Genomic DNA, 25,638 nt, shown 5'->3' with positions numbered 1-25,638 from the left:
CTCCATATTTGTTATGCAAGGGCGAATTATTCAGGCATCCCCTTTCTGATCAGACGATATAGTCCGCCAGCGCAGGTTCTTGTTTACAGAGGCGACGCCAGTCAACGATCGGCATACGCACCTGCATCCCCACGCTGCCGTCATCCTCCATCCACTCTTTTTCTATCGCCTGAAGCTGATAAAACCGGCTGCGCAGCCTGCCTTCCTGTGGCGGCAATCGCAGCGTGTGCTGGGCTACCTCACCGGAAAGACGTTCTGTCAAAGCCTGGAAAAGCAGTGGCACACCAATACCGGACTGGGCAGAAAGCCAGACCCGAATCGGTTTGTTCTCTTCATCTCGGTCGATACGCGGCTCGAAATCCTCCAGCATATCGATCTTGTTCATCACCAACAGGGTTGGGATCTCGTGGGCGTCGATCTCTTCGAGCACCACGTTTACCGCGTCGATGTTCTCCTGCACGCGGACGTCTGCCGCGTCAATCACGTGCACCAGCAGTGTCGCCTGTCGCGTCTCCTGCAGGGTGGCTTTAAACGCCGCCACCAGGTCATGCGGCAGATGACGGATAAACCCAACGGTATCCGCCAGCACCGTCTCGCCGACGTCGGCTACGTCGATACGACGCAATGTGGGGTCCAGGGTCGCAAACAGCTGGTCTGCGGCATACACCTGGGCCTCGGTAATCTGGTTAAACAGGGTGGATTTACCGGCGTTGGTATACCCCACCAGCGACACCGTCGGGATGTCGGCTTTTGAGCGCGCGCGGCGCCCTTGCTCACGCTGTTTCTCAACGCGTTCCAGACGTGAGAGGATCTGGGTAATACGGCCACGCAGTAAACGACGGTCGGTTTCGAGCTGGGTCTCACCCGGACCGCGCAAACCAATCCCGCCTTTCTGTCTTTCAAGGTGGGTCCAGCCACGCACAAGCCGCGTCGCCAGATGGCGCAACTGCGCCAGCTCAACCTGCAGCTTACCTTCGTGGGTACGTGCACGCTGAGCAAAAATATCTAAAATCAACCCTGTGCGATCGATAACACGGCATTCGCAAAGACGTTCCAGGTTACGTTCCTGAGCCGGAGACAACGCATGGTCAAACAGCACGACTGACGCGCCGGTTGCTTTTACGGCATCCGCAATTTCTACTGCTTTACCTTCACCAACAAAATACTTTGGGTGCGGCGCTTTACGGCTACCGGTAATCACCTGCAATGCTTCGACACCGGCGGAAGAGACCAGAGATTCAAACTCCTGGAGGTCTTCCATATCTTTGTCTTGCGTAAAATAGATGTGTACCAGCACCGCCTGCTCACCGGCATCATAACGGTCAAACAAGCGTAAAATCCTCAAAAAAGATCAGCGGGGAACGCAGGATCGCTGGCTCCCCGTGTGGATAACAGCGCGAAACCTTATTCGGTGTCTTCGCTGTCCTGCGCTGGCGCTGAAGAGCCCTGCGCGTTACTGCCATGATGGTAGTTACTGCCCGTGCCGCCGCCCGCGTTATTGCTGTGATGAGAGACCGGACGAGACGGAACAACAGTAGAGATAGCGTGCTTGTAGACCATCTGGCTGACCGTGTTTTTCAACAGGATCACGAACTGATCGAAAGACTCAATCTGACCTTGCAGCTTAATACCATTCACCAAATAAATAGAAACTGGAACACGTTCCCGACGCAATGCGTTCAGGAACGGATCTTGTAAAGATTGCCCCTTAGCCATTCTATCTTTTCCTTATATGCTTGTTTTGTACTTAGAACCTTGCGATTCTGAAAAATTGCGCACGATACGACTCAATTGTACACATTCAGTGAGCGATATCACCAACAACCTCAATCACTTCGTTTAACGCCTGTTGTGGTTTTTCACTGTCTAGCCAGTGAACCCCCTCCCAACCGCGCAACCAGGTGATCTGGCGCTTCGCTAACTGTCTCGTGGCGCAAACACCTCGATAAACCATTTCATCGTATGAAATCTCACCTTCAAGATACGACCACATCTGGCGATATCCCACACAACGAATGGAAGGCATGTCCGTATGCAAATCTCCACGGGCAAATAGCGCCCGCACTTCTGCTTCAAAATCTGAAGCTAACATCTGATGAAAACGCTGCTCAATTCGTTGATGGAGCAGTTCACGGCTCGCCGGGGCGATGGCGAACTGATGCACCTGATACGGCAGAGCGTCTCCTGACGTTTGCGTCAGTTCCGTTAAAGTTTTACCCGAAATGAAAAAAACTTCCAGTGCCCGGGAAAGCCTTTGCGGATCATTTGGATGGATTCGCGCTGCCGCTACCGGGTCAATCTCCGCCAGTTGCTGATGCAAAACGTCCCACCCCTGCTCTGCCGCCTGCTGCTCAATCTTTGCTCGTATTTCCGGGTCCGCTGATGGCAGAGGAGAGAGCCCCTCCAGCAACGCCTTGAAATAGAGCATGGTTCCGCCAACCAACAGCGGTATACGTCCCGCCGCGGTTATCTCGGCCATCTCGGCTAAGGCATCCCGGCGAAAATCCGCTGCGGAGTAGGCCTGAGCCGGATCGAGAATATCCAGCAAACGGTGCGGTGCCGCACGCAGCTCTTCTGCGTCAGGCTTCGCCGTGCCGATATCCATCCCCCGATAGATGAGGGCGGAGTCGACGCTAATCAACTCTACAGGCAAAACTTTACGCAACTCGATGGCGAGCGCCGTTTTGCCGGAGGCCGTTGGGCCCATTAAAAAAATTGCCTTAGGCAGGCTCGCCTTACTGACATCAATCATGTTTCAGGGCGTTCATCGCCGTTTGTAAATCAACAGGTTGCAATAACCCACCCGGCGGCGCTTTCACCAGATGCGGACAGAGGCGTTCAACCTCCGCCAGCACGCTAATGGCCTGTGCCATGCTCCACGGCGCGTGTTCGCTGGCCAGATGGCGGGCGATCCACTGCGCGGTGTTAGCGGCATCAAACGATGTTTGCTGCGCCAGGTAGCCTATCAGTTCAGGAATCAAGTTTTGTAAATTTTGTTGGCGTAAGGGTAAAGGCACTGCACGAATTGTCACATGTTGTGGTTCGAGCACGATTTCAATCCCCATCTGCGCCAGTTGCGGCTCCGCACGCTGCAATACCCTTGTTTCTTCGGGGGATATTTTCAGGCGAACCGGGATCAATAACGGCTGCGCACAGGCCGCATTTTCGCCCGGCGTCAGCTGGACCTGTTTGAGCCAGCGTTCAGCGACCGGCAATGCCAGAAGCATCAATTTGCCGTCACGTTCAAGCAGTGCCATATCCGGCGCGATGATCGTCAGCACCCGGCCAAAACTCTGGCTATGGCCGTCCAGAGAAGGCTGAGGAGCCGGAAGGGATTCTTTACGCTCCACAGCCGGCGTTTCCAGCAGTTTACGGTACAACGCCCCCTGCTGCTTTTGATAGCCAGGCTGGGCATGCGGGTAGTTCGCGCCCGTCGGGCGCGGTGCAGTTCCTGCTGAGGAGAAACGCGGGGCTTCCGGTTCCCGTGCAACGGCAGGCTCCGCAAAATGGTTACGGCCCGCAGCAACACGGTTTTCCGGGATCGGGCGCGGCGCAGGTTCTGCCTGTTCCAGCGGCAATGTCGATTCAACCTGCTGCTGCAGCACGCTGAGCACGCCCTGATAGATAAAATCATGCACCAGTCGCGACTGGTGGAACCGCACTTCATGCTTGGCAGGATGCACGTTCACATCCACCTGATGTGGGTCAATCTCCAGATAAAGCACGAAAGCGGGCTGCTGATCGGCCCCGAGCTTGTCTTCGCAGGCCTGACGAATGGCGTGATTGATGAGACGGTCGCGCATCATGCGGCCGTTCACGTAGCAATACTGGATCTCCGCAAACGCCGCGCTGCTGGCATTCGGGTCAGCCACCCAACCGCGCAGCGCCAGATCGCCATGCTGCCACTCAATAGCCAGCGCCTGTTCCAGAAATGGTGTACCGCAGATTGCCCCCAGACGGCGCTCTTTCTGCCCCCCCTCTGCCACCGCGCGATACTGGCGCATCACCTTACCGTTATGGCTGAGGTTGATGGTGACATCGAAACGGGCCAGCGCGATACGCCGAATGATCTCGTCGATATGCCCGAACTCGGTTTTTTCGGTACGCATAAACTTGCGGCGGGCAGGCGTGTTATAGAACAGATCTAATACTTCAAGCGTCGTACCGACAGGGTGCGCCGCGGGTTTGACCGTCACGTCCATATCGCGCCCTTCGGCGTATGCCTGCCAGGCCTCCTGCTGGTCCGCGGTGCGGGAAGTGAGCGTTAAACGCGAAACCGAGCTGATACTGGCCAGCGCTTCGCCGCGAAACCCGAGGCTGATAATCGCTTCCAGGTCATCCAGAGAGGCTATTTTACTGGTGGCGTGACGGGCCAGCGCCAGCGCCAGCTCGTCTTTTTTAATGCCGCAGCCGTTGTCACGAATGCGAATCAGCTTTGCGCCACCGCGTTCGATATCAATATCAATGCGGGTCGCGCCCGCATCGAGGCTGTTTTCCACCAGCTCCTTCACCACCGACGCAGGGCGCTCCACCACCTCACCGGCGGCGATTTGGTTCGCAAGCTGCGGCGGTAGAACCTGAATCGGCATGAATGCTCCTTAGTTTGTCGCGGTCATCTCACCCGGCAGCGCGGCACTTGCCGTCTGGGCAGCTCCGCCCTGCGGCGCGGACTGCAGCGGATGAGCCTCGAAGTATTTACGCAGACCGTTATAAATCGCTTCGGCAAGCTGTTGCTGATAGCTGTCGCTGCCCAGCAAGCGTTCTTCACTGTTATTGCTGATAAAGCCGGTTTCCACGAGGATCGAAGGAATATCCGGCGAACGCAGAACCCCGAGGCTCGCATGCTCCGGACGGCGCTTGTGCAATGCCCCGATGCCCTGCAGCTGGTTCAGTACGTTAGTGGCGACATCATACCCGACGCGCTGGGAATGACCGAACTGTAAATCCAGTACCGCCTGGCTGAGATACGGGTCAGACTGGCTGTTAGCCAGCACATCCCCGGCACCGCCTAACAGTTCAGACTGTTTCTCATGCTCTTCAAGCCAGTTGGCCATTTCACTGTTTGCCCGGCGGTTTGACAGCACCCATACCGATGCGCCGGTCGCATTACGGTTAGGTGCGGCATCGGCGTGAATGGAGACCAGGAAATTGGCATTCTGCTTGCGCGCCACGTCTGAGCGGCCCATCACGGAGATAAAATAGTCGCCGTCACGGGTGAGCACGCCTTTAAACATCGGGTCGTCGTTTAACAGCGCCCTGAGCTTGCGGGCAACCGCGATTGTGACGTTTTTCTCCTGCGTACCGCCCGGGCCAATCGCGCCAGGATCCTGACCGCCGTGCCCCGCATCAATGGCAATAATCACTTTGTCACCGCTGACCACGCGGCGTGCGCTGGCCGCAGGACGCGTAACGGTATTGCTGCTGGTGACGCTGGTTATGCGGTCGCTGTCTGTTTTGAAGGGATTACGCGCCGGTTCTGAAGGACGCGGGGTATACACCGGCGCTTCCACGCGTTTCGCGACAACCGGCGGCGGTGGAGGCGGCGGCATGTCTGCATTGATGGTAAATACCACCGTATAGTTCGCACCGTTTTGCTGCTTCACCGCCTTCGTTTTGCCCTTTTCGGTCAAATCGACCACCAGGCGCAATGACTGACTATCTTTTGGCGTGCCCGAGCGAATACTTTTCACCAAATTGTTACCGCTGAACTGCAGCGGTAATCCCTGGATCACGCCGGTCTGTTTGATATCCAGCGCCACGCTGTGGCTGTCTGGCTGTGAAAATGCATATTCAGGATCGCCCATAAAGCTGAATGTGATCCGGGCCTGGCTTTCGCCGTTCGAGACCTGAATATCGGAGAGGTTTGCCGCCCCGGCCTGCGCGCACAGCAGCACCGTGGCAGCCAGCAACCAATTTTTAACGCGATTTATCATCCCGTCATCCCTACGCTTAACCGGCCAGACGCGCCAGTAAGGAACTGCCTGATGAGGAAACCGCACTGATGCGAGCCTCACGCCCTTGTGCCTGGTAATCTAAGTGAATTTCGACATCCGGGTCAGGCAGGACACCCGCACCTTGTTGCGGCCACTCCACCAGGCAGATGGCATCATTGGCAAAATAATCACGGATCCCCATAAATTCCAGCTCCTCAGGATCCGCAAGGCGGTATAAATCGAAGTGGTACACCATGAGATTTTCAAGGGTGTACGGCTCTACCAGCGTGTAGGTTGGGCTTTTCACATTCCCGTTATGCCCTAACGCCTGCAAGAAACCCCGGCTGAAGGTGGTTTTACCCGCCCCTAAATCACCATACAGATAAATGACAGTTGCCCCCTGACAGGCCTGCGCCACGCGCTTGCCGAGATCTAAAGTGGCTTGTTCATCAGGTAAAGGAATCGCTCGATTAGTCATTTTCTACGTCAATCACATCCGGGTTAACCACACGCCGCAGCGTGCAAAAGAGATCGGTGGCCAGCATACCGCGTGTACCGTAACGCGCAGCCAGTTTATCTGCCGCGGCACCGTGGGCCACGCAGCCCGCGCAGGCTGCATCATAAAGGGGAAGTTTCTGTCCAAGCAATGCGCCAATGATACCGGAAAGCACATCGCCCATGCCGCCGCTCGCCATGCCCGCGTTTCCGGTATCGATAATGCTCTGAGCCTCATCACTGGCGACAACGGTTCCTGCCCCTTTCAAAACGGCAACACCTCCGTAACGTTTTACCAGACGCTGAGCAGAAAGTAAGCGATCGCTTTCAATTTCTGCCACGCTGCAGTTAAGCAGGCGCGCGGCTTCGCCGGGGTGTGGCGTCAGAATGCGATTGTGACGCTTATCCGGATTGATTGCCAGAAGGTTCAGCGCGTCGGCATCCCACAGCATCGGTTTACGAAAATTCTCGACCTTTTGCAGGGCCTGTTTACCCCACGCCTGCTGTCCAAGACCGGGTCCAATGACGACCACATCCGCCCATTCCAGGCTTTCTTCAAGGGTCTGGAGCGTAAGCTCATGGACCATCAGCTCCGGTCGGGCGGTGATTATCGGCGCAATATTCTCAACGCGAGTGAGCACTCGCACTAAACCTGCACCGCTTCGTAATGCCGCTTCACCGGCCATGCGGATAGCGCCCGCCGTACCGTGATCGCCCCCCACTATCACCAGCTTGCCGTGATCGCCTTTATGGGACGTCGGACGTCGGGGCGGAAGCCACGCAGCAAGGTGAGACGCATCAAAACGCGCGATGCGCACTTCCTGTCCTGCCAGCCAACTCTCCAGCCCCAGCGCATGGTGGTGCAACACGCCGACCACGTCCCGTGCTTTGCCGGTCAGCAAACCCGGTTTCAGGGCGATGAACGTCACCGTGTGCGCAGCCTGAATCACCGCCCCCGGCGTCGCTCCTGTTTGTGCGAGCAGACCCGACGGAATATCCAGCGCGACCACCGGCGCGGCGTGCCGATTGGCGTGTGTAATGAGCGCAGCAATGTTCTCGCGAGGCGCGCTACGCAGGCCGGTGCCCAGCAGACCATCAACAATCAGATCAACATCCTCTGGCCAGACGATATCCGGCGCATGAATCACACCGCCTGCGTTCAGCCATGCCTCCCGCGCCGTGCTGGCCTCTTCCGGCAACGGTTTATCACTTTCGAGTGCCAGCAACGTCACGCGGATCCCCGCAGCCACCGCAAGACGGGCAACCACGTAACCGTCACCGCCGTTATTGCCGTGCCCGCACATTATCAGCCAGTGTGCTGCCTGCGGGTACGCGCTGCGGGCAACGTTAAACGCCGCCTCGCCTGCCCGCTGCATCAGTTCATAAAGGGTGATACCGAGACTGTCAGCCGCCTCTTTTTCGGCATGCCGGAGCGCGTCCGCATGCCAGATGGAATGTGGTATACTTGCGGGGTTTTTCTTCACCGTATGGTCCGTCATGTCACAGCCCCTCGATCTCAATCAGTTAGCGCAAAAAATTAAACAGTGGGGTGCTGAGCTCGGCTTCCAGAAGGTAGGTATTACCGATACCGACCTCTCCGCCAGCGAGCCGAAACTGCAGGCCTGGCTGGATAAACAATACCACGGCGAAATGGAATGGATGGCGCGTCATGGCATGATGCGCGCCCGCCCACATGAGCTTTTGCCGGGCACGTTACGGGTCATCAGCGTGCGCATGAACTACCTGCCCGCCAACGCGGCCTTTGCGCGCACGCTAAAAAACCCCTCTCTGGGTTACGTCAGCCGGTACGCCCTTGGGCGTGATTACCACAAGCTCTTGCGTAACCGCTTAAAAAAACTCGGGGAGACTATTCAGCAGCACTGTGTTTCGCTGAATTTTAGACCCTTTGTCGATTCTGCGCCCATTCTTGAGCGCCCGATCGCTGAAAAAGCCGGGCTTGGCTGGACAGGTAAGCACTCACTTATCCTTAGCCGCGACGCCGGTTCGTTCTTCTTCCTGGGAGAACTGCTGATTGATTTACCGCTGCCGGTAGACGGTCCGGTCGAGGAGGCCTGTGGGCGCTGCGTGGCCTGTATGACCATCTGCCCGACAGGTGCCATCGTCGAGCCTTATACCGTTGATGCACGCCGCTGTATCTCCTACCTCACCATCGAACTGGAAGGGGCGATCCCGGAAGAATTTCGACCGCTTATCGGAAACCGGATCTACGGCTGTGACGACTGCCAGCTCATTTGCCCGTGGAACCGCTATTCGCAGCTCACGGATGAAGAGGATTTCAGCCCGCGTAAGGCGCTCCATGCCCCGCAGCTCATTGAACTGTTCGCCTGGACCGAGGCCTGGTTCCTGAAAGTGACGGAAGGGTCGGCCATTCGCCGTATCGGCCATCTGCGCTGGCTGCGAAATGTTGCCGTGGCGCTGGGCAATGCCCCGTGGGATGAAGCGAATATCCGGGCGCTGGAAAGCCGTAGAGGTGAGCACCCACTTCTTGATGAACACATAGACTGGGCGATTGCGCAGCAAATTGAGAAGCGTAATGCCTGCGTGGTCGAGGTGCAGCTTCCTCAGAAACAGCGGCTGGTGAGGGTAATCGAAAAAGGGCTTACGCGGGATGCGTGATATATTCACAGCCTGTGAATAAAAATAAAAACGCAAGCGCCATCTGGGCTTGAGAAGAGATCAAGTGATCTCGATAACATTTTGAAATGAAAATTTATTCTTAAAATACAATGAATTAAGAAGATACTATTCACCCTGCTAACTTTTAAGCCGGTTCCGCTAAAGCGCAGTTTCTGTGGATAACTCTGTTTACAAGAGTATTTCAGATGCAACAGAAAACGTCCTCAACGAGGTTATTCGCTGTGGATATTTTAGAGATGAAGAAGAATTTGGAGCGGGAAACGAGACTCGAACTCGCGACCCCGACCTTGGCAAGGTCGTGCTCTACCAACTGAGCTATTCCCGCTTGGGTGGTCCGTGCTGTGGAAGCACTTTCAAATTTTGGAGCGGGAAACGAGACTCGAACTCGCGACCCCGACCTTGGCAAGGTCGTGCTCTACCAACTGAGCTATTCCCGCTTGGGCAGTGCGTGCTGTGGAAGCACTTTTCAAATTTTGGAGCGGGAAACGAGACTCGAACTCGCGACCCCGACCTTGGCAAGGTCGTGCTCTACCAACTGAGCTATTCCCGCAAATCTGTACTGCTTTTGTTGCTGTCGTAACGCGTAATTCTCTGTCGTTACGGGAGGCGCATTATACGAGAAATCCTTTTAGCTGCAACCCCCCAGAAAGCGATTTTTTTGAAATTCAGTTCAAATGCTTATTTAATCGGCAAGCTGAACAATTTAACGGCAAAAAGCCGGCCACGCAAGGCGCCGGTTCTCAAAATCACAGCTTAATAAAGTTTTCGCGATAGTAAGCAAGCTCCGCCACGGACTCGCGGATATCGTCCATCGCCTGGTGCGTCCCCTGCTTTTTAAAGCCATCGAGGATTTCAGGTTTCCAGCGACGCGCCAGCTCTTTCAGGGTGCTGACATCCAGATAACGGTAGTGGAAGTACGACTCCAGCTCCGGCATGTACTTAAACAGGAAACGGCGATCCTGGCCGATGCTGTTCCCGCAGATAGGCGATTTGCCTGCCGGAACCCACTGTTTCAGGAACTCAAGCGTCGCCAGCTCCGCCTCGCGGTCACCCAGGGTGCTCGCCTTCACGCGTTCTACCAGACCACTGCCGGTATGGGTACGCACGTTCCACTCATCCATCAACGCAAGCTGATCGTCTGACTGATGCACCGCAATCGTTGGCCCTTCCGCCAGGATATTGAGGTTGGCGTCAGTCACCAGGGTTGCAATCTCAATGATGCGATCGCGCTCGGGATCCAGCCCGGTCATTTCAAGGTCGATCCAAATCAGGTTGTTTTCATCCGCGCTCATGTTATTTTCCACCCTTCTCGCATAACCGGCAGTAGCAGGTTAACTAGTATTAATTAGAGTGTATCATAGAGGTTTTGCCCCTTACGGGCGACCAGGAGCCAGTGCGATTGAGTAAAAATAAACTCTCCAAAGGGCAGCAGCGTCGTGTGAATGCCAATCACCAGCGCCGTCTTAAAACCACTTCGGAGAAGGTCGATTACGACGACAACCTGTTTGGCGACCCGACGGAAGGCGTAGTCATCAGCCGTTTCGGTATGCACGCCGACGTGGAATCCGCCGATGGTGAGATCCACCGCTGCAACATCCGCCGGACCATTCGTTCTCTGGTGACCGGCGATCGCGTGGTCTGGCGGCCGGGTAAAGAGGCCGCGGAAGGCGTGACGGTAAAAGGTATCGTTGAAGCGGTCCATGAGCGCACGTCCGTATTAACCCGTCCCGATTTCTACGACGGGGTGAAACCAATTGCCGCCAATATTAACCAGATCGTTATCGTATCGGCGATTTTGCCCGAACTTTCGCTCAATATAATCGACCGTTACCTCGTTGCCTGTGAAACGCTGCAGGTTGAACCGATCATCGTGCTGAACAAAATCGATCTGCTGGACGACGAAGGCATGGCGTTCGTCAACGAACAGATGGATATCTATCGCAAGATTGGCTACCGCGTCCTGATGGTCTCCAGCTATACCAAAGATGGCCTGAAACCGCTGGAAGAGGCGCTTACCGATCGCATCAGCATCTTTGCGGGCCAGTCCGGCGTGGGCAAATCGAGCCTGCTGAATAACCTGCTTGGCCTCCAGCAAGAGATCCTCACCAACGATGTGTCAGACGTCTCGGGCCTGGGCCAGCACACCACCACCGCGTCGCGCCTGTATCATTTCCCGCACGGTGGTGATGTCATCGACTCCCCGGGCGTACGTGAGTTCGGCTTATGGCACCTTGAGCCGGAACAAATCTTCAACGGATTTGTCGAATTCCATGATTATTTAGGTGCTTGCAAGTACCGCGACTGTAAACACGATAACGACCCGGGCTGCGCTATCCGTGAAGCGGTTGAGAACGGTGAAATCGCCCAGACCCGCTTCGAGAACTACCACCGTATTCTTGAGAGCATGGATCAGGTAAAAACGCGTAAAAACTTTTCTGATTCTGATAACTGACAACTAAGCTAAGCATCGCTAAAATCGTCCCCCTTTTTCAGGTTCCGGCGGTATAACGCCGGATCAGGAACGACAAAACAATGGCCTGGAGGCTACCTTGTTAAACGCATTTAAACTTTCGCTTCAATACATTCTGCCAAAACTGTGGCTCACTCGCCTGGCGGGCTGGGGCGCAAGCAAACGCGCAGGCTGGCTGACCAAACTGGTCATCGACCTTTTCGTAAAATATTACAAGGTTGATATGAAAGAGGCGCAGAAGCCGGATACTGCCAGCTACCGCACCTTTAACGAGTTTTTCGTGCGCCCGCTGCGTGACGATGTACGCCCGGTAAACACCGACCCTAACGTCCTGGTGATGCCAGCAGACGGCGTGATTAGCCAGCTGGGTGATATCGAAGACGACAAAATTCTGCAGGCGAAGGGCCATAATTACAGCCTGGAAGCGCTGCTGGCGGGTAACTACCTGATGGCGGATCTGTTCCGTAACGGTACGTTTGCCACCACCTATCTGTCACCGCGCGACTACCACCGCGTGCATATGCCGTGTAACGGTATCCTGCGTGAAATGATTTACGTTCCGGGCGACCTGTTCTCTGTAAACCACCTGACCGCGCAAAACGTCCCGAACCTGTTTGCCCGTAACGAGCGCGTCATCTGCCTGTTCGATACTGAATTTGGTCCGATGGCGCAGATTCTGGTGGGCGCGACCATTGTCGGCAGCATCGAAACCGTCTGGGCCGGCACCATTACGCCGCCACGTGAAGGCGTCATCAAGCGCTGGACCTGGCCTGCCGGTGAAGAAGAAGGCTCCGTGGCACTGCTGAAAGGCCAGGAGATGGGCCGCTTTAAGCTGGGCTCAACCGTTATCAACCTGTTTGCGCCGGGTAAAGTGAAACTGGCTGAACAGCTCGAAAGCCTGTCGGTCACTAAACTGGGCCAGCCGCTGGCCATCTCTACTGAAACCTTCGTGACGCCGGATGCAGAGCCTGCACCGCTGCCGGAAGCAGAGATCAAGGCCGAACATGACGCCAGCCCGCTGGTTGACGACAAAAAAGACGAAGGCTAACAACAGAAGGATCGCTGACGTGCGCCCGATTATCGTTCTACTGATGGCCTGGTGCCTCAGCATGGGGGCGTACGCAGCGACAGCCCCCGACGCCAAACAGATAACCCAGGAGCTGGAGCAGGCAAAAGCGGCAAAACCCGCTCAGCCTGAGACCGTTGAGTCACTCCAGTCCGCACTGAACGCGCTTGAAGAGCGGAAAGGCTCTCTTGAGCGCGCTCAGCAGTATCAGCAGGTTATTGACAACTTCCCCAAACTCTCGCAGACGCTGCGCGCGCAGCTCGCGAACATGCGTGATGAACCGCGCGATGTACCCGCCGGCATGACCTCCGATGCCCTGAACCAGGAGATCCTGCAGGTCAGCAGCCAGCTTCTGGAGAAGAGCCGCCTTGCCCAGCAGGAACAGGAGCGAGCGCGTGAAATTGCCGACTCCCTCAGCCAGCTTCCGCAACAGCAAACCGACGCCCGCCGCCAGCTTAATGAAGTTGAGCGTCGCATTGGTACGCAAAGCGGCAATACGCCACAAGCTCAGGCCCAAAATCTGGGCCTGCAGGCTGAATCAGCCCGTCTGAAGGCCCTTGTCGATGAGCTGGAGCTGGCGCAACTCTCCGCCAATAACCGTCAGGAGCTGTCGCGGATGCGCTCAGAACTCGCTCAGAAGCAGAGCGAGCAGTTGGATGCGTATCTGCAGGCCCTGCGCAATCAGCTTAACAGCCAGCGCCAGCGTGAAGCAGAGCGCGCGCTGGAGAGCACCGAACTGCTGGCGGAAAACAGCGATAATCTTCCTGCCGGCATCGTTCAACAGTTTAAGGTCAACCGCGAGCTTTCTGCCGCACTGAATCAACAGGCGCAGCGTATGGATCTGGTGGCTTCCCAACAGCGCCAGGCCACCAATCAAACGCTTCAGGTGCGCCAGGCGCTCAACACCCTGCGCGAGCAGTCTCAGTGGCTGGGGTCATCAAATCTGCTGGGCGAGGCGTTACGCGCCCAGGTCGCGCGCCTGCCGGAGATGCCGAAGCCGCAGCAGCTGGATACCGAGATGGCTCAGCTGCGCGTTCAGCGTCTGCATTTTGAAGATCTTCTCAATAAACAGCCGCAAATCCGCCAGATCCGTCAGGCTGATGGACAGCCGCTCACCAGCGAGCAAAACCGCATTCTGGAAGCCCAGTTGCGGACCCAGCGCGAGTTGCTGAACTCCCTGCTGCAGGGTGGGGATACGCTGATTCTGGAACTGACCAAGCTGAAAGTCTCCAACAGTCAGCTGGAAGATGCGCTGAAAGAGGTGAACGAGGCCACGCACCGTTATCTCTTCTGGACCTCTGACGTACGCCCGATGACCTTCTCGTGGCCCATTGAAGTTGTCCAGGATCTGCGCCGTCTGATCTCGCTGGATACCTTCAGCCAGCTTGGAAAAGCCAGCGTGATGATGCTCACCAGCAAAGAGACCATCTTCCCGCTGCTGGGCGCATTAATTCTGGTGGGCTTCAGCATATACTCACGCAGGCACTTTACCCGCTTCCTGGAACGCTCCAGCGCCCGGGTAGGTAAGGTGACCCAGGATCACTTCTGGCTGACGTTGCGCACCGTGTTCTGGTCAATACTCGTTGCCTCACCGCTGCCGGTGCTGTGGATGACGCTCGGATACGGCCTGCGGGAAGCCTGGCCCTACCCGCTCGCGGTCGCGATTGGCGACGGCGTGACCGCCACCGTCCCTCTGCTGTGGGTGGTGATGATTTGTGCCACATTTGCGCGGCCCAATGGTCTGTTCATCGCTCACTTTGGCTGGCCGCGTAACCGCGTGGCGCGCGCCATGCGCTACTACCTGATGAGCATTGGGTTGATTGTGCCGCTGATTATGGCGCTCATCATGTTCGATAATCTCAACGACCGGGAGTTCTCGGGCTCGTTGGGACGCCTCTGCTTTATGCTGATCTGTGGGGCGCTGGCCATTGTCACGCTCAGTCTGAAACGCGCCGGTATACCGCTTTATCTGGATAAAACCGGCAGCGGCGACAACATGTTCAACCGCATGCTGTGGAACCTGCTTCTTTGTGCGCCTCTGATTGCCATGCTGGCAGCGGCCGTGGGCTACCTGGCGACCTCGCAGGCGCTGCTGGCGCGACTGGAAACCTCGGTCGCCATCTGGTTCCTGCTGCTGGTGGTTTATCACGTGATCCGCCGCGGGATGCTGATCCAGCGCCGCCGCCTGGCATTTGACCGCGCCAAGCACCGCCGGGCAGAGATCCTCGCCCAGCGAGCGCGGGGTGAAGACGAGCCCAACCATGTCAACAGCACCGAAGGCACGATGGATGCGGACGAGGTTGAACTGGATCTGGATGCCATCAGCACCCAGTCTCTTCGTCTGGTGCGCTCCATCCTGATGCTGGTTGCCCTCCTGTCGGTGATCTTCCTGTGGTCGGAGATCCACTCCGCGTTTGGCTTCCTGGAGAACATCTCGCTGTGGGACGTGACCTCTACGGTGCAGGGCGTAGAGAGCCTGGAGCCCATTACCTTAGGGGCGGTGCTGATCGCCATTCTGGTGCTGATCATCACGACCCAGCTGGTACGTAACTTCCCGGCGCTGCTGGAGCTGGCGCTATTGCAGCATCTGGATTTAACCCCGGGCACGGGTTACGCCATTACCACCATCACGAAATACCTGATTCTGCTCTTTGGCGGGATGGTTGGGTTCTCGATGATTGGTATTGAGTGGTCTAAATTGCAATGGCTGGTCGCCGCGCTGACGTTTGGGCTTGGCTTTGGTATGCAGGAGATTTTCGCAAACTTTGTTTCCGGCCTGATCATCCTGTTTGAAAAACCGATTCGTATTGGCGATACGGTCACGATCCGTGACCTGACCGGTAGCGTAACGAAGATCAATACCCGCGCCACGACAATCAGCGACTGGGATCGGAAAGAGATCATCGTGCCAAACAAGGCGTTTATCACTGAGCAGTTCATCAACTGGTCGCTGTCAGATTCCGTCACGCGCGTGGTGCTGACCGTGCCGGCCCCGTCGGATGCCAACAGTGAAGAAGTGACCCAGCTTCTTTACACCGCCGCTGAACGCTGCACCCTGGTGCTCGATAACCCGGCGCCGGAAGTGTTCCTGGTCGATCTTCAGCAGGGGATCCAGATTTTCGAGCTGCGTATTTACGCCGCCGAAATGGGGCACCGTATGCCGCTGCGCCATGAGATCCACCAGCTGATTCTGGCAGGCTTCCGCGAACACGGTATTGATATGCCGTTCCCACCATTCCAGATGCGACTGGAAAGCCTGGACGGGCGGAAAACGGGAAGAACCTTAACCTCTGCGGCGCGTAAACGCCCGGCGGGGAGTGTGTAAGATAAGCGGAGCAACCCTCTCCCATAGGAGAGGGTTAAATGCCGTCAGGCGCGATCGACGGTAAACGCAATCACATCGCCAAGCTGCTCCGCGCCCAGCGCCAGCATTACCAGACGATCCACCCCCAGCGCCACGCCGGAGCAATCCGGCAGGCCTGCTTTTAACGCCTCCAGCAGGTGAGTATCGATGGGCTGCTGCGGCAGGCCGCGCGCGGCACGCTTGCGGTTATCCTGCTCGAAACGCTGCTGCTGCTCGCGTGCGTCAGTCAGTTCGTGGAAACCATTCGCCAGTTCAATGCCTTTGTAATAGACCTCAAAACGCTCTGCCACGCGGTGATCTTCGGTGCTGATCTGCGCCAGCGAGGCCTGGCTTGCCGGGAAGTGATAGACAAACGTTGGACGATCTTTGCCAATCTGAGGTTCCACACCAAAGGTGAACAACAGCTGCAGCAGCGTATCGCGATCTTCTTCGGTATCTGCCACGTTGCTCAGATCGAGCTTTGCCGCCACTTCGCGCAGCTGAGTTTTGTCCGCCGATAACGGATCGATTTCCAGATAACGCTGGAAAGCCTGCTGATAAGAGAGCGTTTCCGCCTCGGAACAGTCCAGCACCTGCTGCAGCAGATCGTCCACCTCGTTCATCAGGCGGTACATATCATAATGCGGGCGGTACCACTCCAGCATGGTGAATTCCGGATTGTGGTGGCGCCCCATCTCTTCATTACGGAAGCTGCGGCACAGCTGATACACCGGACCACATCCTGCCGCCAGCAGGCGCTTCATGTGATACTCCGGGCTGGTCATCAGATACAAATTCATGCCCTGAGAGTGGCCAGGACCAACAAAACGGGTTTCAAACGGGACCAGATGAATATCCGTTACCGTTGCCTGACTCATGCACGGCGTTTCCACCTCAAGGACTCCACGGTCGGCAAAGAAACGGCGGATCTCCGTCATAATTGCAGCGCGTTTTAGCAGATTAGGGATGGATGCGCTCGGCTGCCAGGTGGCCGTTTCGCTCATGGATATTTCTCCGATTTCAGACAAGGGCACGAAGTCTACTCGTTAGCAGGGACAGAGACAAATTTTGCGCAGTAAAAAAGCGGATTTCATTTACGTGAGCAATTGCGTGACGCAATTCATCAATCTCCATGATAAATCACCGAAGAGAACAGCAAAAAAATCGAACACGTCAAATTTCCCTGACATCTACGCGGTTATACTGTTTTACCCATAAAGGAGCAGTGGAAACGCTTTCGCAATCGTCCATTTGGACGGGTGAACTACCTTTAGTTTGTCGCGTTGCGAAATAACAAAAATCTGGAGGAATGTCGTGCAAACTTTTCAGGCCGATCTTGCCGTAATAGGCGCTGGCGGGGCTGGATTACGTGCTGCGATTGCTGCAGCGCAGGCTAATCCCAACGCTAAAATCGCATTGATTTCTAAAGTCTACCCTATGCGCAGCCACACGGTGGCCGCAGAAGGAGGGTCCGCCGCCGTTGCGCAGGATCATGACAGCTTTGAATACCATTTCCACGACACGGTTGCAGGGGGCGACTGGCTTTGCGAACAGGATGTCGTTGACTACTTTGTCCATCACTGTCCAACGGAGATGACCCAGCTTGAGCAGTGGGGATGCCCGTGGAGCCGCCGTCCGGACGGCAGCGTCAACGTTCGCCGCTTCGGCGGTATGAAGATAGAACGCACCTGGTTCGCCGCCGATAAAACCGGCTTCCACATGCTGCACACCCTGTTCCAGACTTCTCTTCAGTTCCCACAAATTCAGCGCTTTGACGAACATTTCGTCCTCGACATTCTGGTCGATGACGGCCATGCGCGCGGCCTGGTAGCGATGAACATGATGGAAGGCACGCTCGTCCAGATCCGCGCCAATGCGGTGGTAATGGCAACGGGCGGTGCGGGACGCGTCTATCGTTATAACACCAACGGCGGCATCGTCACCGGCGACGGCATGGGCATGGCGCTCAGCCACGGCGTACCGCTGCGCGATATGGAGTTTGTGCAGTATCACCCTACCGGTCTGCCCGGCTCCGGCATTCTGATGACGGAAGGCTGCCGCGGTGAAGGCGGTATCCTGGTCAACAAAAACGGCTACCGCTATCTGCAGGATTACGGTATGGGTCCGGAAACGCCCCTCGGTGAGCCGAAGAACAAATACATGGAGCTCGGTCCACGCGACAAAGTTTCTCAGGCCTTCTGGCACGAGTGGCGTAAAGGCAACACCATCTCCACGCCGCGCGGCGATGTGGTCCATCTTGACCTGCGCCACCTCGGCGAGAAGAAACTGCTGGAACGTCTGCCGTTCATCTGTGAGCTGGCGAAAGCCTACGTGGGTGTCGACCCGGTGAAAGAGCCGATTCCGGTCCGCCCAACGGCGCACTACACCATGGGCGGGATCGAAACCGACCAGCAGTGTGAAACCCGCATCAAAGGTCTGTTCGCCGTGGGCGAGTGTTCCTCTGTGGGTCTGCACGGCGCCAACCGCCTTGGCTCTAACTCGCTGGCGGAGCTGGTCGTCTTTGGCCGCATGGCGGGTGAGCGCGCGATGGAGCGAGCGGCTACCGCAGGCGAAGCCAACAGTGCCGCGCTGGACGCGCAGGTCGCCGACGTTGAAAAACGGCTGAAAGACCTGGTGAACCAGGAGGGTAACGAAAACTGGTCTAAAATTCGTGATGAAATGGGTCTGTCGATGGAAGAGGGCTGCGGTATCTACCGTACCCCTGAGCTGATGCAAAAAACCGTCGATAAGCTGGCGGAACTGCAGGAGCGCTTCAAGCGCGTTCGCATCACCGATACCTCCAGCGTCTTCAACACCGACCTGCTCTATACCATCGAGTTAGGTCACGGCCTGAACGTGGCGGAATGTATGGCGCACTCTGCACTGGCGCGTAAAGAGTCACGCGGGGCACACCAGCGTCTCGATGAAGGCTGTACCGAACGTGACGACGTCAATTTCCTGAAACACACGCTCGCCTGGCGCGATGCAGATGGCACCACACGTCTGGACTACAGCGACGTGAAAATCACCACGCTGCCACCGGCAAAACGCGTGTACGGTGCAGAAGCAGAAGCCGCCGAGAAGAAGGAGAAGGCGAATGGCTGAGATGCAAAAACTGAAAGTTGAAGTGGTGCGCTACAACCCGGAGGTGGACACCGCGCCGCATAGCGCTTTCTACGAAGTGCCTTATGACGAGCAAACCTCCCTGCTGGATGCGCTCGGCTATATCAAAGATAACCTGGCGCCGGACCTGAGCTACCGCTGGTCCTGCCGCATGGCAATCTGCGGCTCCTGCGGCATGATGGTCAACAAAGTGCCGAAGCTGGCGTGTAAGACCTTCCTGCGTGACTATACCAAAGGCATCAAGGTGGAAGCGCTGGGCAACTTCCCGATTGAGCGCGATCTGGTGGTCGATATGACCCACTTTATCGAAAGTCTGGAAGCCATCAAGCCGTACATTATTGGCAATCCGCGCACGCCGGATCAGGGTCCCAACACCCAGACGCCGGCCCAGATGGCGAAATACCATCAGTTCTCCGGCTGCATCAACTGCGGTCTGTGCTACGCCGCCTGTCCACAGTTTGGCCTGAACCCTGAGTTCATCGGCCCGGCCGCCATTACCCTGGCGCACCGCTATAACGAAGACAGCCGCGACCACGGCAAAAAAGAACGTATGGCGCAGCTTAACAGCCAGAACGGTGTCTGGAGCTGTACATTTGTGGGTTATTGCTCCGAAGTCTGTCCGAAGCATGTCGACCCGGCCGCCGCCATTCAGCAGGGTAAAGTGGAAAGCTCGAAAGACTTTCTTATCGCTACCCTGAAACCACGCTAAGGAGTGCATGATGACGACTAAACGCAAAGCCTATGTGCGGCCAGTGCCGTCCACCTGGTGGAAAAACCTGCCGTTTTATCGCTTCTACATGCTGCGTGAAGGCACGGCAGTACCGGCGGTCTGGTTCAGCCTGGAGCTGATGTATGGGGTATTTGCCCTCAAGCATGGCCCGGAAGCCTGGGCGAATTTTGTTGGCTTCCTGCAAAACCCAATCATTGTCGTGCTGAACCTGATTGTGCTCGCGGCTGCGCTGCTTCATACCAAAACCTGGTTTGAACTGGCGCCAAAAGCGGCGAATATCATCATTAAAGACGAGAAAATGGGGCCAGAACCCGTCATTAAAGGGCTCTGGGCAGTGACCGTTCTCGTCACTGTGGTCATTCTGTTTGTCGCACTGTTCTGGTAAGGAGACTACTGTGATCAATCCAAATCCAAAACGTTCTGACGAGCCGGTTTTCTGGGGTCTGTTTGGCGCAGGCGGCATGTGGAGTGCCATCATCGCTCCCGTCATCATCCTGCTGGTGGGCATTATGCTGCCACTGGGGCTGTTTCCGGGCGATGCGCTGAGCTACGAACGCGTCCTGGCGTTCGCGAGCAGCTTTATCGGTCGCGTGTTCATCTTCCTGATGATCGTCCTGCCGCTGTGGTGTGGACTGCACCGTATTCACCATGCGATGCATGACCTGAAAATCCATGTCCCGAGCGGCAAATGGGTGTTCTACGGTCTGGCGACCATCCTGACCGTGGTGACGCTGATTGCCGTGGTCACGATCTGACTCCTCTGGCCCGCCGTCCGGCGGGCCTGTTATTTCTGCATTTTCCCCACCAGCCACTGGGTAAACTCACACATTGCCGGGGTTTCGGCTCGTGACTGTAGTCTCGTGAGCCAGTAACTGCCGAGGTCAATCTGCGTCGTAAAAGGTTGCACAATGCGCTCGCTGTTCAGCAGATGGGTAAACATATTAACGGGGGCGATAGCAATACCGGTGCCTGCCTGCGCGGCTTCCAGCATGGTCACAGACGAATCAAATACCATTACACGGTGCGTTGGTGAAGGAGCGTTTTCTCCTGCCGCCTGCATCCAGGCGCTCCACTCATCGCGCCGGTAAGAGCGCAGCAGGGTAAACTTCAGGATATCGGCCGGGGTCTGCAACGCGGCAGCGATGTCAGGCGTGCAAAGCGGCGCCAGCGGCGCAGAACAAAGAAACGTCGCTTCCGTACCGTGCCACGCTCCCCCGCCATAACGGATGGTGTAATCAAGCCCTTCGGCGGCCGGATCGACGCGATTATTGTGAGTCGAAAGTTGAAGATCAATATGTGGATAGCAGCGGCGAAAATCATCCAGCTGCGACAATAACATTCCGGTGGCAAACGTCCCCACCACGCCAATTTTCAGCTTCTCCTGCGCCCGATGGCTGGCAAAACGATCCAGCATACCGGCGATGCGGTCGAACGAATCATTCAGTACCGGCAGCAGGTTCTCGCCTTCTGTGGTCAACATCAGCCCGCGCGACACGCGGACAAACAGCTGGCAGTTCAGGTGCTGCTCCAGCGCCTTCACATGCTGGCTGATCGCGGAATGGGTGACATTCAGTTCGATAGCGGCATGCGTAAAACTAAGGTGCCTGGCGGCAGCTTCGAACGCCCGAAGCGAATTAAGGGGAAGATAGCTGCGTGTCATGGTCTCGTCCGTTAGATAAATTAACAGCTAATGCTAAATTTAACCGTTTGTCAGCCACAGTCAAATCCAACAGACTACAGTGGTCTGACGGGCCCGGACACTCCCCTGAACTGCGATTATGGAAGATAACTGATGATGAAAAAATCCCTAAGTTGTGCCCTGCTGCTCAGCGTTGCCTGCTCTGCCTTCGCCGCCCCCATGACAGAAAAACAGCTGGCTAAAGTGGTGGAGCGTGCCGTTACGCCGCTGATGAACGCGCAGGCTATTCCGGGTATGGCGGTGGCGGTAATTTATCAGGGTCAGCCGCACTACTTTACCTTTGGTAAAGCGGATGTCGCGGCGAATAAACCTGTTACGCCTCTAACCTTGTTCGAGCTGGGCTCTATAAGTAAAACCTTCACCGGCGTATTGGGTGGCGATGCGATTGCCCGCGATGAAATCTCACTGGGCGATCCAGTGACAAGATACTGGCCTGAGCTGACAGGAAAACAGTGGCAGGACATTCGCATGCTGGATCTGGCAACCTATACCGCAGGGGGGTTGCCGTTACAGGTACCGGATGACGTCACTGATAACGCCTCTCTGCTGCGCTTTTATCAAAACTGGCAGCCGCAGTGGAAGCCGGGCACCACGCGTCTTTATGCCAACGCCAGCATCGGTCTTTTTGGTGCCCTCGCGGTTAAACCCTCCGGCATGAGTTTTGAAGAGGCCATGACGAAGCGGGTCTTTAAGCCGCTCAGGCTCGACCATACGTGGATTAACGTACCAAAAGCGGAAGAGGCGCATTACGCCTGGGGTTACCGTGACGGTAAAGCAGTACACGTTTCACCGGGGATGCTGGACGCTGAAGCCTATGGCATTAAAACCAACGTGAAAGATATGGCGAGCTGGGTGATGGCAAACATGGCCCCCGACGCCCTTCAGGATAGCTCTCTCAAACAAGGGATTACCCTGGCACAGTCCCGCTACTGGCGCGTGGGTGCCATGTATCAGGGGTTAGGCTGGGAAATGCTGAACTGGCCGGTCGATGCCAAAACCGTGGTCGGGGGCAGCGACAATAAGGTGGCGCTGGCACCGTTGCCTGCCAGAGAAGTCAATCCCCCGGTACCGCCGGTTAAGGCCTCCTGGGTACACAAAACGGGTTCAACCGGTGGGTTTGGGAGCTACGTGGCATTTATTCCTGAAAAACAGCTCGGCATTGTGATGCTGGCGAATAAAAGCTATCCGAATCCGGCACGCGTTGAGACAGCATACCGTATCCTCGACGCGCTGCAGTAAAACATTGCCGGGTGGCGGCTTCGCCACCCGGTGAAACACACCGCACAATCCGCCGCATTTTTCCTGCTGTCATCTACACTTAACAAAAAACAGTAAGGAAACTCCTATGCGCATTCTGCCTGTTATCGCCGCGGTGACAGCCGCGTTTTTAGTGGTTGCCTGCAGTTCCCCTACCCCACCGCCTGGCGTAACCGTCGTCACGCCTTTTGATGCGCAACGCTTCCTCGGAACATGGTATGAAATCGCGCGTCTCGACCATCGGTTTGAGCAGGGCTTAGAGAAGGTTACGGCGCATTACAGCCCGCTGGATGATGGCGGTATTCAGGTGATCAACCGTGGATATAATCCCGACAGGGAAATTTGGCAACAGTCGGTTGGGAAAGCGTACTTCACCGGCGACCCGCGAAGAGCCGCGCTCAAAGTCTCGTTCTTTGGCCCCTTCTATGGCGGGTATAACGTGATCGCCCTCGACAGAGAGTATCGCCATGCCCTGGTCTGCGGGCCGGATCGCAACTACCTGTGGATACTCTCCCGCACGCCAACGCTTTCATCGGAGATGAAACAGCAGATGCTGGACGTCGCGACCCGGCAAGGGTTTGATGTGTCAAAACTCATCTGGGTAAAACAACCCCATTAATGGGTGCTGAGTTTCAGCCCAATGATCCCGGCAACAATCAGCGCGAGGCTGGCAATGCGTGCCAGACTCGCTGACTCACCGAGCAGCAGGATCCCCGTGATGGCAGCGCCCACCGCACCAATGCCCGTCCAGACGGCATACGCGGTCCCCACAGGAAGCGATCGCATCGCCCAGGACAACAATACAATGCTCACTATCATCGCGGTCACGGTAATGACGCTGGGCGTCAGGCGGGTAAAGCCGTGGGTGTATTTGAGGCCAATCGCCCATACCACTTCGAGCAGACCGGCAATGAAAAGAATGATCCAGGACATTTCAGGCTCCTTAACTTAATGCAAGTTGGGGCCGTCCCCGGTGAAAGAAACGCTTACGGGTCGTCCCGTAAGGCAGAGATTACGCCCCCTATTGTGGTTAGCGAGCGATTTTTTTTCAATCCCTTTTTGCTGAACACGTTAAGGCAAGAAATAGCCGCAGTATGGCGCGTAGTTCCGGCATTTAGCACTCATCCGACTTCTCTATGATGATATGCTTTCTGATGGCAGGAAGCCAAACCACTAGCCGACTGCGAATTAAATATGTTCAAAATTCTTTTGATTGACCGTTGTCACTTCACCCGCGCGGGGTTTGAAGCATGGCTCAATCATTCCGGTTTGTTCCCGGGACACTATGTTGTGACCGGCCTGAATAATCTTTTCCTGGCCAGGGAGCATATTCTGCAATGGAAACCCACGCTGGTTATCGCTGATCTGTACGGCTTCCGGCAGGAGATTCACCATTTTCAGCAGCTCTCTTCTTTGCTTAACGCCAGCGAACGGTTACCGTTTATTTTGCTGCAATCGGGCGAGGACAGCGGCATGACAGACTGGCTCGGGCAGTTCCCGGTATGGTCGTCGTTGCTGAAAAATGCCAGTCTCGAAGAAGTGGCTACGGCCATCAACGATGCATTAATCTCGCGCGCAAGCGCCGAAAGACCAACGATGGCGGCGCCCTTGCTGACCCGACAGGAAGAGAAAGTACTGACATTATGGATGGATGGCGCCAGCAATCAGAAGATTGCCGCTCACCTGAGTATCAACGGCAAAACGGTCTATACCTATAAACGCAATATTCGTATGAAGTTGCATATGGATACGCGTTTTTCACCGTTTTTATCCCTGCAGGAATCGGAAAGCTGACGGTACGAAACCCGTGTGGTCCCGTACCGTTTATGCATTACTGCTGAGCTTTTGTTGCCGCACCAGAGATTGCGCTACCACCTTCAGAAATATCCTGACCGACGCCGCGCGTGGTATTACAGGCTGTTAATACTGAAGAAAGTACCAGGACTGAAAAGATCGCTGCAATTGTCTTCTTAACCATAATATCTTCCTTTTATAGCCAAAGTTGTTTTGTGTATAGCAACTTAAGAATAGACAAGATCCCGCCACTTGACGGAAAAGGAAGCATTTTTAGGAAAATTAGACGAACTTAGCTGGCGGCGTGCGAAATGATATGACCGAGATCCTGGATGTCTTGTCCCATGCCACGCGTGGTGTTGCAGCCGGAAAGCAATACAGCGGAGAGCGCTAACAGAAGCAGAATTTTAACGGTACGTTTCATCATCCCTGCCTGCAAAAAACAGGCGCAGCGGGCGCTGCGCCCTTATGATTACTTCACGCGTGATACGTATTCGCCGGAGCGGGTATCCACTTTGATCACTTCGCCAGTCTGTACGAACAGAGGAACCTTAACCACAGCGCCGGTAGACAGCGTTGCTGGTTTACCGCCGGTACCTGCGGTGTCACCTTTCAGGCCTGGATCGGTTTCAACGATTTCCAGCTCAACAAAGTTAGGTGGAGTCACTGCGATAGGCTGGCCGTTCCACAGGGTAACGATGCACTCAGCCTGATCCAGCAGCCATTTGGCATTGTCGCCAATGGCTTTCGCGTCAGCAGACAGCTGCTCGAAGGTTTCGTTGTTCATGAAGTGCCAGAACTCACCGTCGTTGTACAGGTAAGTCAGGTTCATATCAACAACATCAGCGCCTTCTGCGGAGTCAGTAGACTTGAAGGTTTTCTCAACACGGGTACCGGTCAGCAGGCGGCGCAGCTTAACGCGTGCGAATGCCTGGCCTTTACCTGGTTTAACGAATTCGCTGGCTTCAACCGCGTACGGTTCGCCGTCCATCATGATTTTAAGACCAGCACGAAAATCGTTGCTATAGTACGTTGCCATAAGGCCCTCTAAATTTGTTAACTGGTAGCTA

General features: G+C 56.0%; 25 protein-coding genes and 3 tRNA genes. 11 read left to right on the top strand and 17 right to left on the bottom strand.

Features of this window, described 5'->3' with window-relative positions:
• Positions 1–49: 49 nt before the first annotated feature.
• The 7 genes from hflX to nnr form a co-directional block, all read right to left on the bottom strand.
• The gene (gene hflX / locus C1N69_RS02040; RefSeq protein ID WP_045284415.1) at positions 50–1,330 is read right to left on the bottom strand and encodes a ribosome rescue GTPase HflX; all 1,281 of its coding nucleotides are present in this window, start codon (positions 1,328–1,330) and stop codon (positions 50–52) included.
• Positions 1,331–1,404: 74 nt separating this feature from the next.
• The gene (gene hfq, locus C1N69_RS02035) at positions 1,405–1,716 is read right to left on the bottom strand and encodes an RNA chaperone Hfq (RefSeq protein ID WP_045284414.1); all 312 of its coding nucleotides are present in this window, start codon (positions 1,714–1,716) and stop codon (positions 1,405–1,407) included.
• Positions 1,717–1,801: 85 nt separating this feature from the next.
• Positions 1,802–2,752 carry a tRNA (adenosine(37)-N6)-dimethylallyltransferase MiaA gene (gene miaA, locus C1N69_RS02030; protein WP_025758256.1) on the bottom strand — a complete coding sequence of 317 codons (951 nt, stop codon included), beginning with the start codon at positions 2,750–2,752 and terminating at the stop codon, positions 1,802–1,804.
• Positions 2,745–4,589, bottom strand: coding sequence for a DNA mismatch repair endonuclease MutL (mutL, locus tag C1N69_RS02025; RefSeq protein WP_155030584.1), 1,845 nt, complete (start codon positions 4,587–4,589; stop codon positions 2,745–2,747). Before mutL ends, miaA begins: the two co-directional genes overlap by 8 nt.
• 9 nt (positions 4,590–4,598) lie before the next feature.
• Positions 4,599–5,933: an N-acetylmuramoyl-L-alanine amidase AmiB gene (gene amiB, locus C1N69_RS02020; RefSeq protein ID WP_155030583.1), complete on the bottom strand. Its 1,335-nt coding sequence runs from the start codon at positions 5,931–5,933 to the stop codon at positions 4,599–4,601.
• 16 nt (positions 5,934–5,949) lie between these two features.
• Positions 5,950–6,411, bottom strand: coding sequence for a tRNA (adenosine(37)-N6)-threonylcarbamoyltransferase complex ATPase subunit type 1 TsaE (gene tsaE / locus C1N69_RS02015; RefSeq protein ID WP_008502923.1), 462 nt, complete (start codon positions 6,409–6,411; stop codon positions 5,950–5,952).
• A complete protein-coding gene (gene nnr / locus C1N69_RS02010) occupies positions 6,404–7,927 on the bottom strand; it encodes a bifunctional ADP-dependent NAD(P)H-hydrate dehydratase/NAD(P)H-hydrate epimerase (protein ID WP_155030582.1) in 1,524 nt (507 codons plus the stop codon). Before nnr ends, tsaE begins: the two co-directional genes overlap by 8 nt.
• Here nnr and queG point away from each other — a divergent pair.
• Positions 7,926–9,065, top strand: a complete 1,140-nt coding sequence (queG, locus tag C1N69_RS02005) for a tRNA epoxyqueuosine(34) reductase QueG (RefSeq protein ID WP_155030581.1) — start codon at positions 7,926–7,928, stop codon at positions 9,063–9,065. The two genes, nnr and queG, sit on opposite strands and share 2 nt — an antisense overlap.
• A 270-nt stretch (positions 9,066–9,335) precedes the next feature.
• On the opposite strand, the gene C1N69_RS01995 is transcribed toward queG, so the two are convergent.
• From C1N69_RS01995 to orn, 4 genes are all read right to left on the bottom strand, one after another.
• A tRNA-Gly gene (locus C1N69_RS01995) sits at positions 9,336–9,411 on the bottom strand.
• A 36-nt stretch (positions 9,412–9,447) separates the two neighbouring features.
• Positions 9,448–9,523 (bottom strand) — tRNA-Gly (locus tag C1N69_RS01990).
• A 37-nt stretch (positions 9,524–9,560) separates the two neighbouring features.
• Positions 9,561–9,636, bottom strand: a tRNA-Gly gene (locus C1N69_RS01985).
• Positions 9,637–9,832: 196 nt separating this feature from the next.
• Positions 9,833–10,378 carry an oligoribonuclease gene (gene orn, locus C1N69_RS01980; RefSeq protein WP_028015247.1) on the bottom strand — a complete coding sequence of 182 codons (546 nt, stop codon included), beginning with the start codon at positions 10,376–10,378 and terminating at the stop codon, positions 9,833–9,835.
• Between the two features lie 107 nt (positions 10,379–10,485).
• Between orn and rsgA the strand changes: the two genes are divergently transcribed.
• The 3 genes from rsgA (at position 10,486) to mscM (ending at position 15,947) form a co-directional block, all read left to right on the top strand.
• Positions 10,486–11,538, top strand: a complete 1,053-nt coding sequence (rsgA, locus tag C1N69_RS01975; protein ID WP_045286604.1) for a small ribosomal subunit biogenesis GTPase RsgA — start codon at positions 10,486–10,488, stop codon at positions 11,536–11,538.
• 97 nt (positions 11,539–11,635) lie between these two features.
• The gene (gene asd, locus C1N69_RS01970; RefSeq protein WP_045286605.1) at positions 11,636–12,604 is read left to right on the top strand and encodes an archaetidylserine decarboxylase; all 969 of its coding nucleotides are present in this window, start codon (positions 11,636–11,638) and stop codon (positions 12,602–12,604) included.
• Between the two features lie 19 nt (positions 12,605–12,623).
• On the top strand, positions 12,624–15,947 hold the full coding sequence (gene mscM, locus C1N69_RS01965) for a miniconductance mechanosensitive channel MscM (protein ID WP_155030579.1): 3,324 nt from the start codon (positions 12,624–12,626) through the stop codon (positions 15,945–15,947).
• Positions 15,948–15,991: 44 nt separating this feature from the next.
• Here the strand turns inward: mscM and epmA are convergent, their stop codons facing one another.
• Complete coding sequence (epmA, locus tag C1N69_RS01960) at positions 15,992–16,969, bottom strand: elongation factor P--(R)-beta-lysine ligase (RefSeq protein ID WP_025758243.1); 978 nt, start codon at positions 16,967–16,969, stop codon at positions 15,992–15,994.
• A 310-nt stretch (positions 16,970–17,279) separates the two neighbouring features.
• On the opposite strand from epmA, the gene frdA reads away from it, so the two are divergent.
• The 4 genes from frdA to frdD are packed head-to-tail and all read left to right on the top strand — an operon-like array spanning position 17,280 to position 20,573.
• Positions 17,280–19,070, top strand: a complete 1,791-nt coding sequence (frdA, locus tag C1N69_RS01955) for a fumarate reductase (quinol) flavoprotein subunit (RefSeq protein WP_045286606.1) — start codon at positions 17,280–17,282, stop codon at positions 19,068–19,070.
• Positions 19,063–19,797: a fumarate reductase iron-sulfur protein gene (gene frdB, locus C1N69_RS01950; protein WP_028016426.1), complete on the top strand. Its 735-nt coding sequence runs from the start codon at positions 19,063–19,065 to the stop codon at positions 19,795–19,797. The genes frdA and frdB overlap by 8 nt, the downstream gene beginning before the upstream one ends.
• Positions 19,798–19,807: 10 nt before the next feature.
• Complete coding sequence (gene frdC, locus C1N69_RS01945) at positions 19,808–20,203, top strand: fumarate reductase subunit FrdC (protein ID WP_025758238.1); 396 nt, start codon at positions 19,808–19,810, stop codon at positions 20,201–20,203.
• 10 nt (positions 20,204–20,213) lie between these two features.
• Positions 20,214–20,573 carry a fumarate reductase subunit FrdD gene (gene frdD, locus C1N69_RS01940; RefSeq protein WP_000609653.1) on the top strand — a complete coding sequence of 120 codons (360 nt, stop codon included), beginning with the start codon at positions 20,214–20,216 and terminating at the stop codon, positions 20,571–20,573.
• Positions 20,574–20,602: 29 nt separating this feature from the next.
• Here the strand turns inward: frdD and ampR are convergent, their stop codons facing one another.
• Positions 20,603–21,478 (bottom strand): LysR family transcriptional regulator AmpR, encoded by an 876-nt coding sequence (ampR, locus tag C1N69_RS01935; RefSeq protein WP_025758237.1) that lies wholly within the window; start codon positions 21,476–21,478, stop codon positions 20,603–20,605.
• Between the two features lie 132 nt (positions 21,479–21,610).
• Here ampR and blaACT point away from each other — a divergent pair, with 132 nt between their 5' ends.
• Together blaACT and C1N69_RS01925 are read left to right on the top strand one after the other, a co-directional pair.
• A complete protein-coding gene (gene blaACT / locus C1N69_RS01930; RefSeq protein ID WP_155030578.1) occupies positions 21,611–22,756 on the top strand; it encodes an ACT family cephalosporin-hydrolyzing class C beta-lactamase in 1,146 nt (381 codons plus the stop codon).
• Positions 22,757–22,862: 106 nt separating this feature from the next.
• Positions 22,863–23,393 carry a lipocalin family protein gene (locus C1N69_RS01925; RefSeq protein ID WP_095442156.1) on the top strand — a complete coding sequence of 177 codons (531 nt, stop codon included), beginning with the start codon at positions 22,863–22,865 and terminating at the stop codon, positions 23,391–23,393.
• Here the strand turns inward: C1N69_RS01925 and sugE are convergent.
• Positions 23,390–23,707 carry a quaternary ammonium compound efflux SMR transporter SugE gene (gene sugE / locus C1N69_RS01920; protein WP_006178944.1) on the bottom strand — a complete coding sequence of 106 codons (318 nt, stop codon included), beginning with the start codon at positions 23,705–23,707 and terminating at the stop codon, positions 23,390–23,392. The genes C1N69_RS01925 and sugE overlap by 4 nt on opposite strands.
• A 261-nt stretch (positions 23,708–23,968) precedes the next feature.
• On the opposite strand from sugE, the gene C1N69_RS01915 reads away from it, so the two are divergent.
• Positions 23,969–24,568 carry a helix-turn-helix transcriptional regulator gene (locus C1N69_RS01915; protein ID WP_059386965.1) on the top strand — a complete coding sequence of 200 codons (600 nt, stop codon included), beginning with the start codon at positions 23,969–23,971 and terminating at the stop codon, positions 24,566–24,568.
• 37 nt (positions 24,569–24,605) lie between these two features.
• On the opposite strand, the gene ecnB is transcribed toward C1N69_RS01915, so the two are convergent.
• From ecnB to efp, 3 genes are all read right to left on the bottom strand, one after another.
• Positions 24,606–24,752 (bottom strand): lipoprotein toxin entericidin B, encoded by a 147-nt coding sequence (gene ecnB / locus C1N69_RS01910; protein WP_003025482.1) that lies wholly within the window; start codon positions 24,750–24,752, stop codon positions 24,606–24,608.
• A gap of 108 nt (positions 24,753–24,860) precedes the next feature.
• Complete coding sequence (locus C1N69_RS01905; RefSeq protein WP_045286609.1) at positions 24,861–24,992, bottom strand: entericidin A/B family lipoprotein; 132 nt, start codon at positions 24,990–24,992, stop codon at positions 24,861–24,863.
• A gap of 48 nt (positions 24,993–25,040) precedes the next feature.
• The gene (gene efp / locus C1N69_RS01900; protein ID WP_025758229.1) at positions 25,041–25,607 is read right to left on the bottom strand and encodes an elongation factor P; all 567 of its coding nucleotides are present in this window, start codon (positions 25,605–25,607) and stop codon (positions 25,041–25,043) included.
• Positions 25,608–25,638 lie beyond the last annotated feature (31 nt).

The organism is Enterobacter sichuanensis (genome assembly GCF_009036245.1).
GTDB classification, from domain to species: domain Bacteria; phylum Pseudomonadota; class Gammaproteobacteria; order Enterobacterales; family Enterobacteriaceae; genus Enterobacter; species Enterobacter sichuanensis.
Note: the sequence above shows the minus strand (reverse complement) of the source record. Positions and strands in the feature narration are given on the sequence as shown.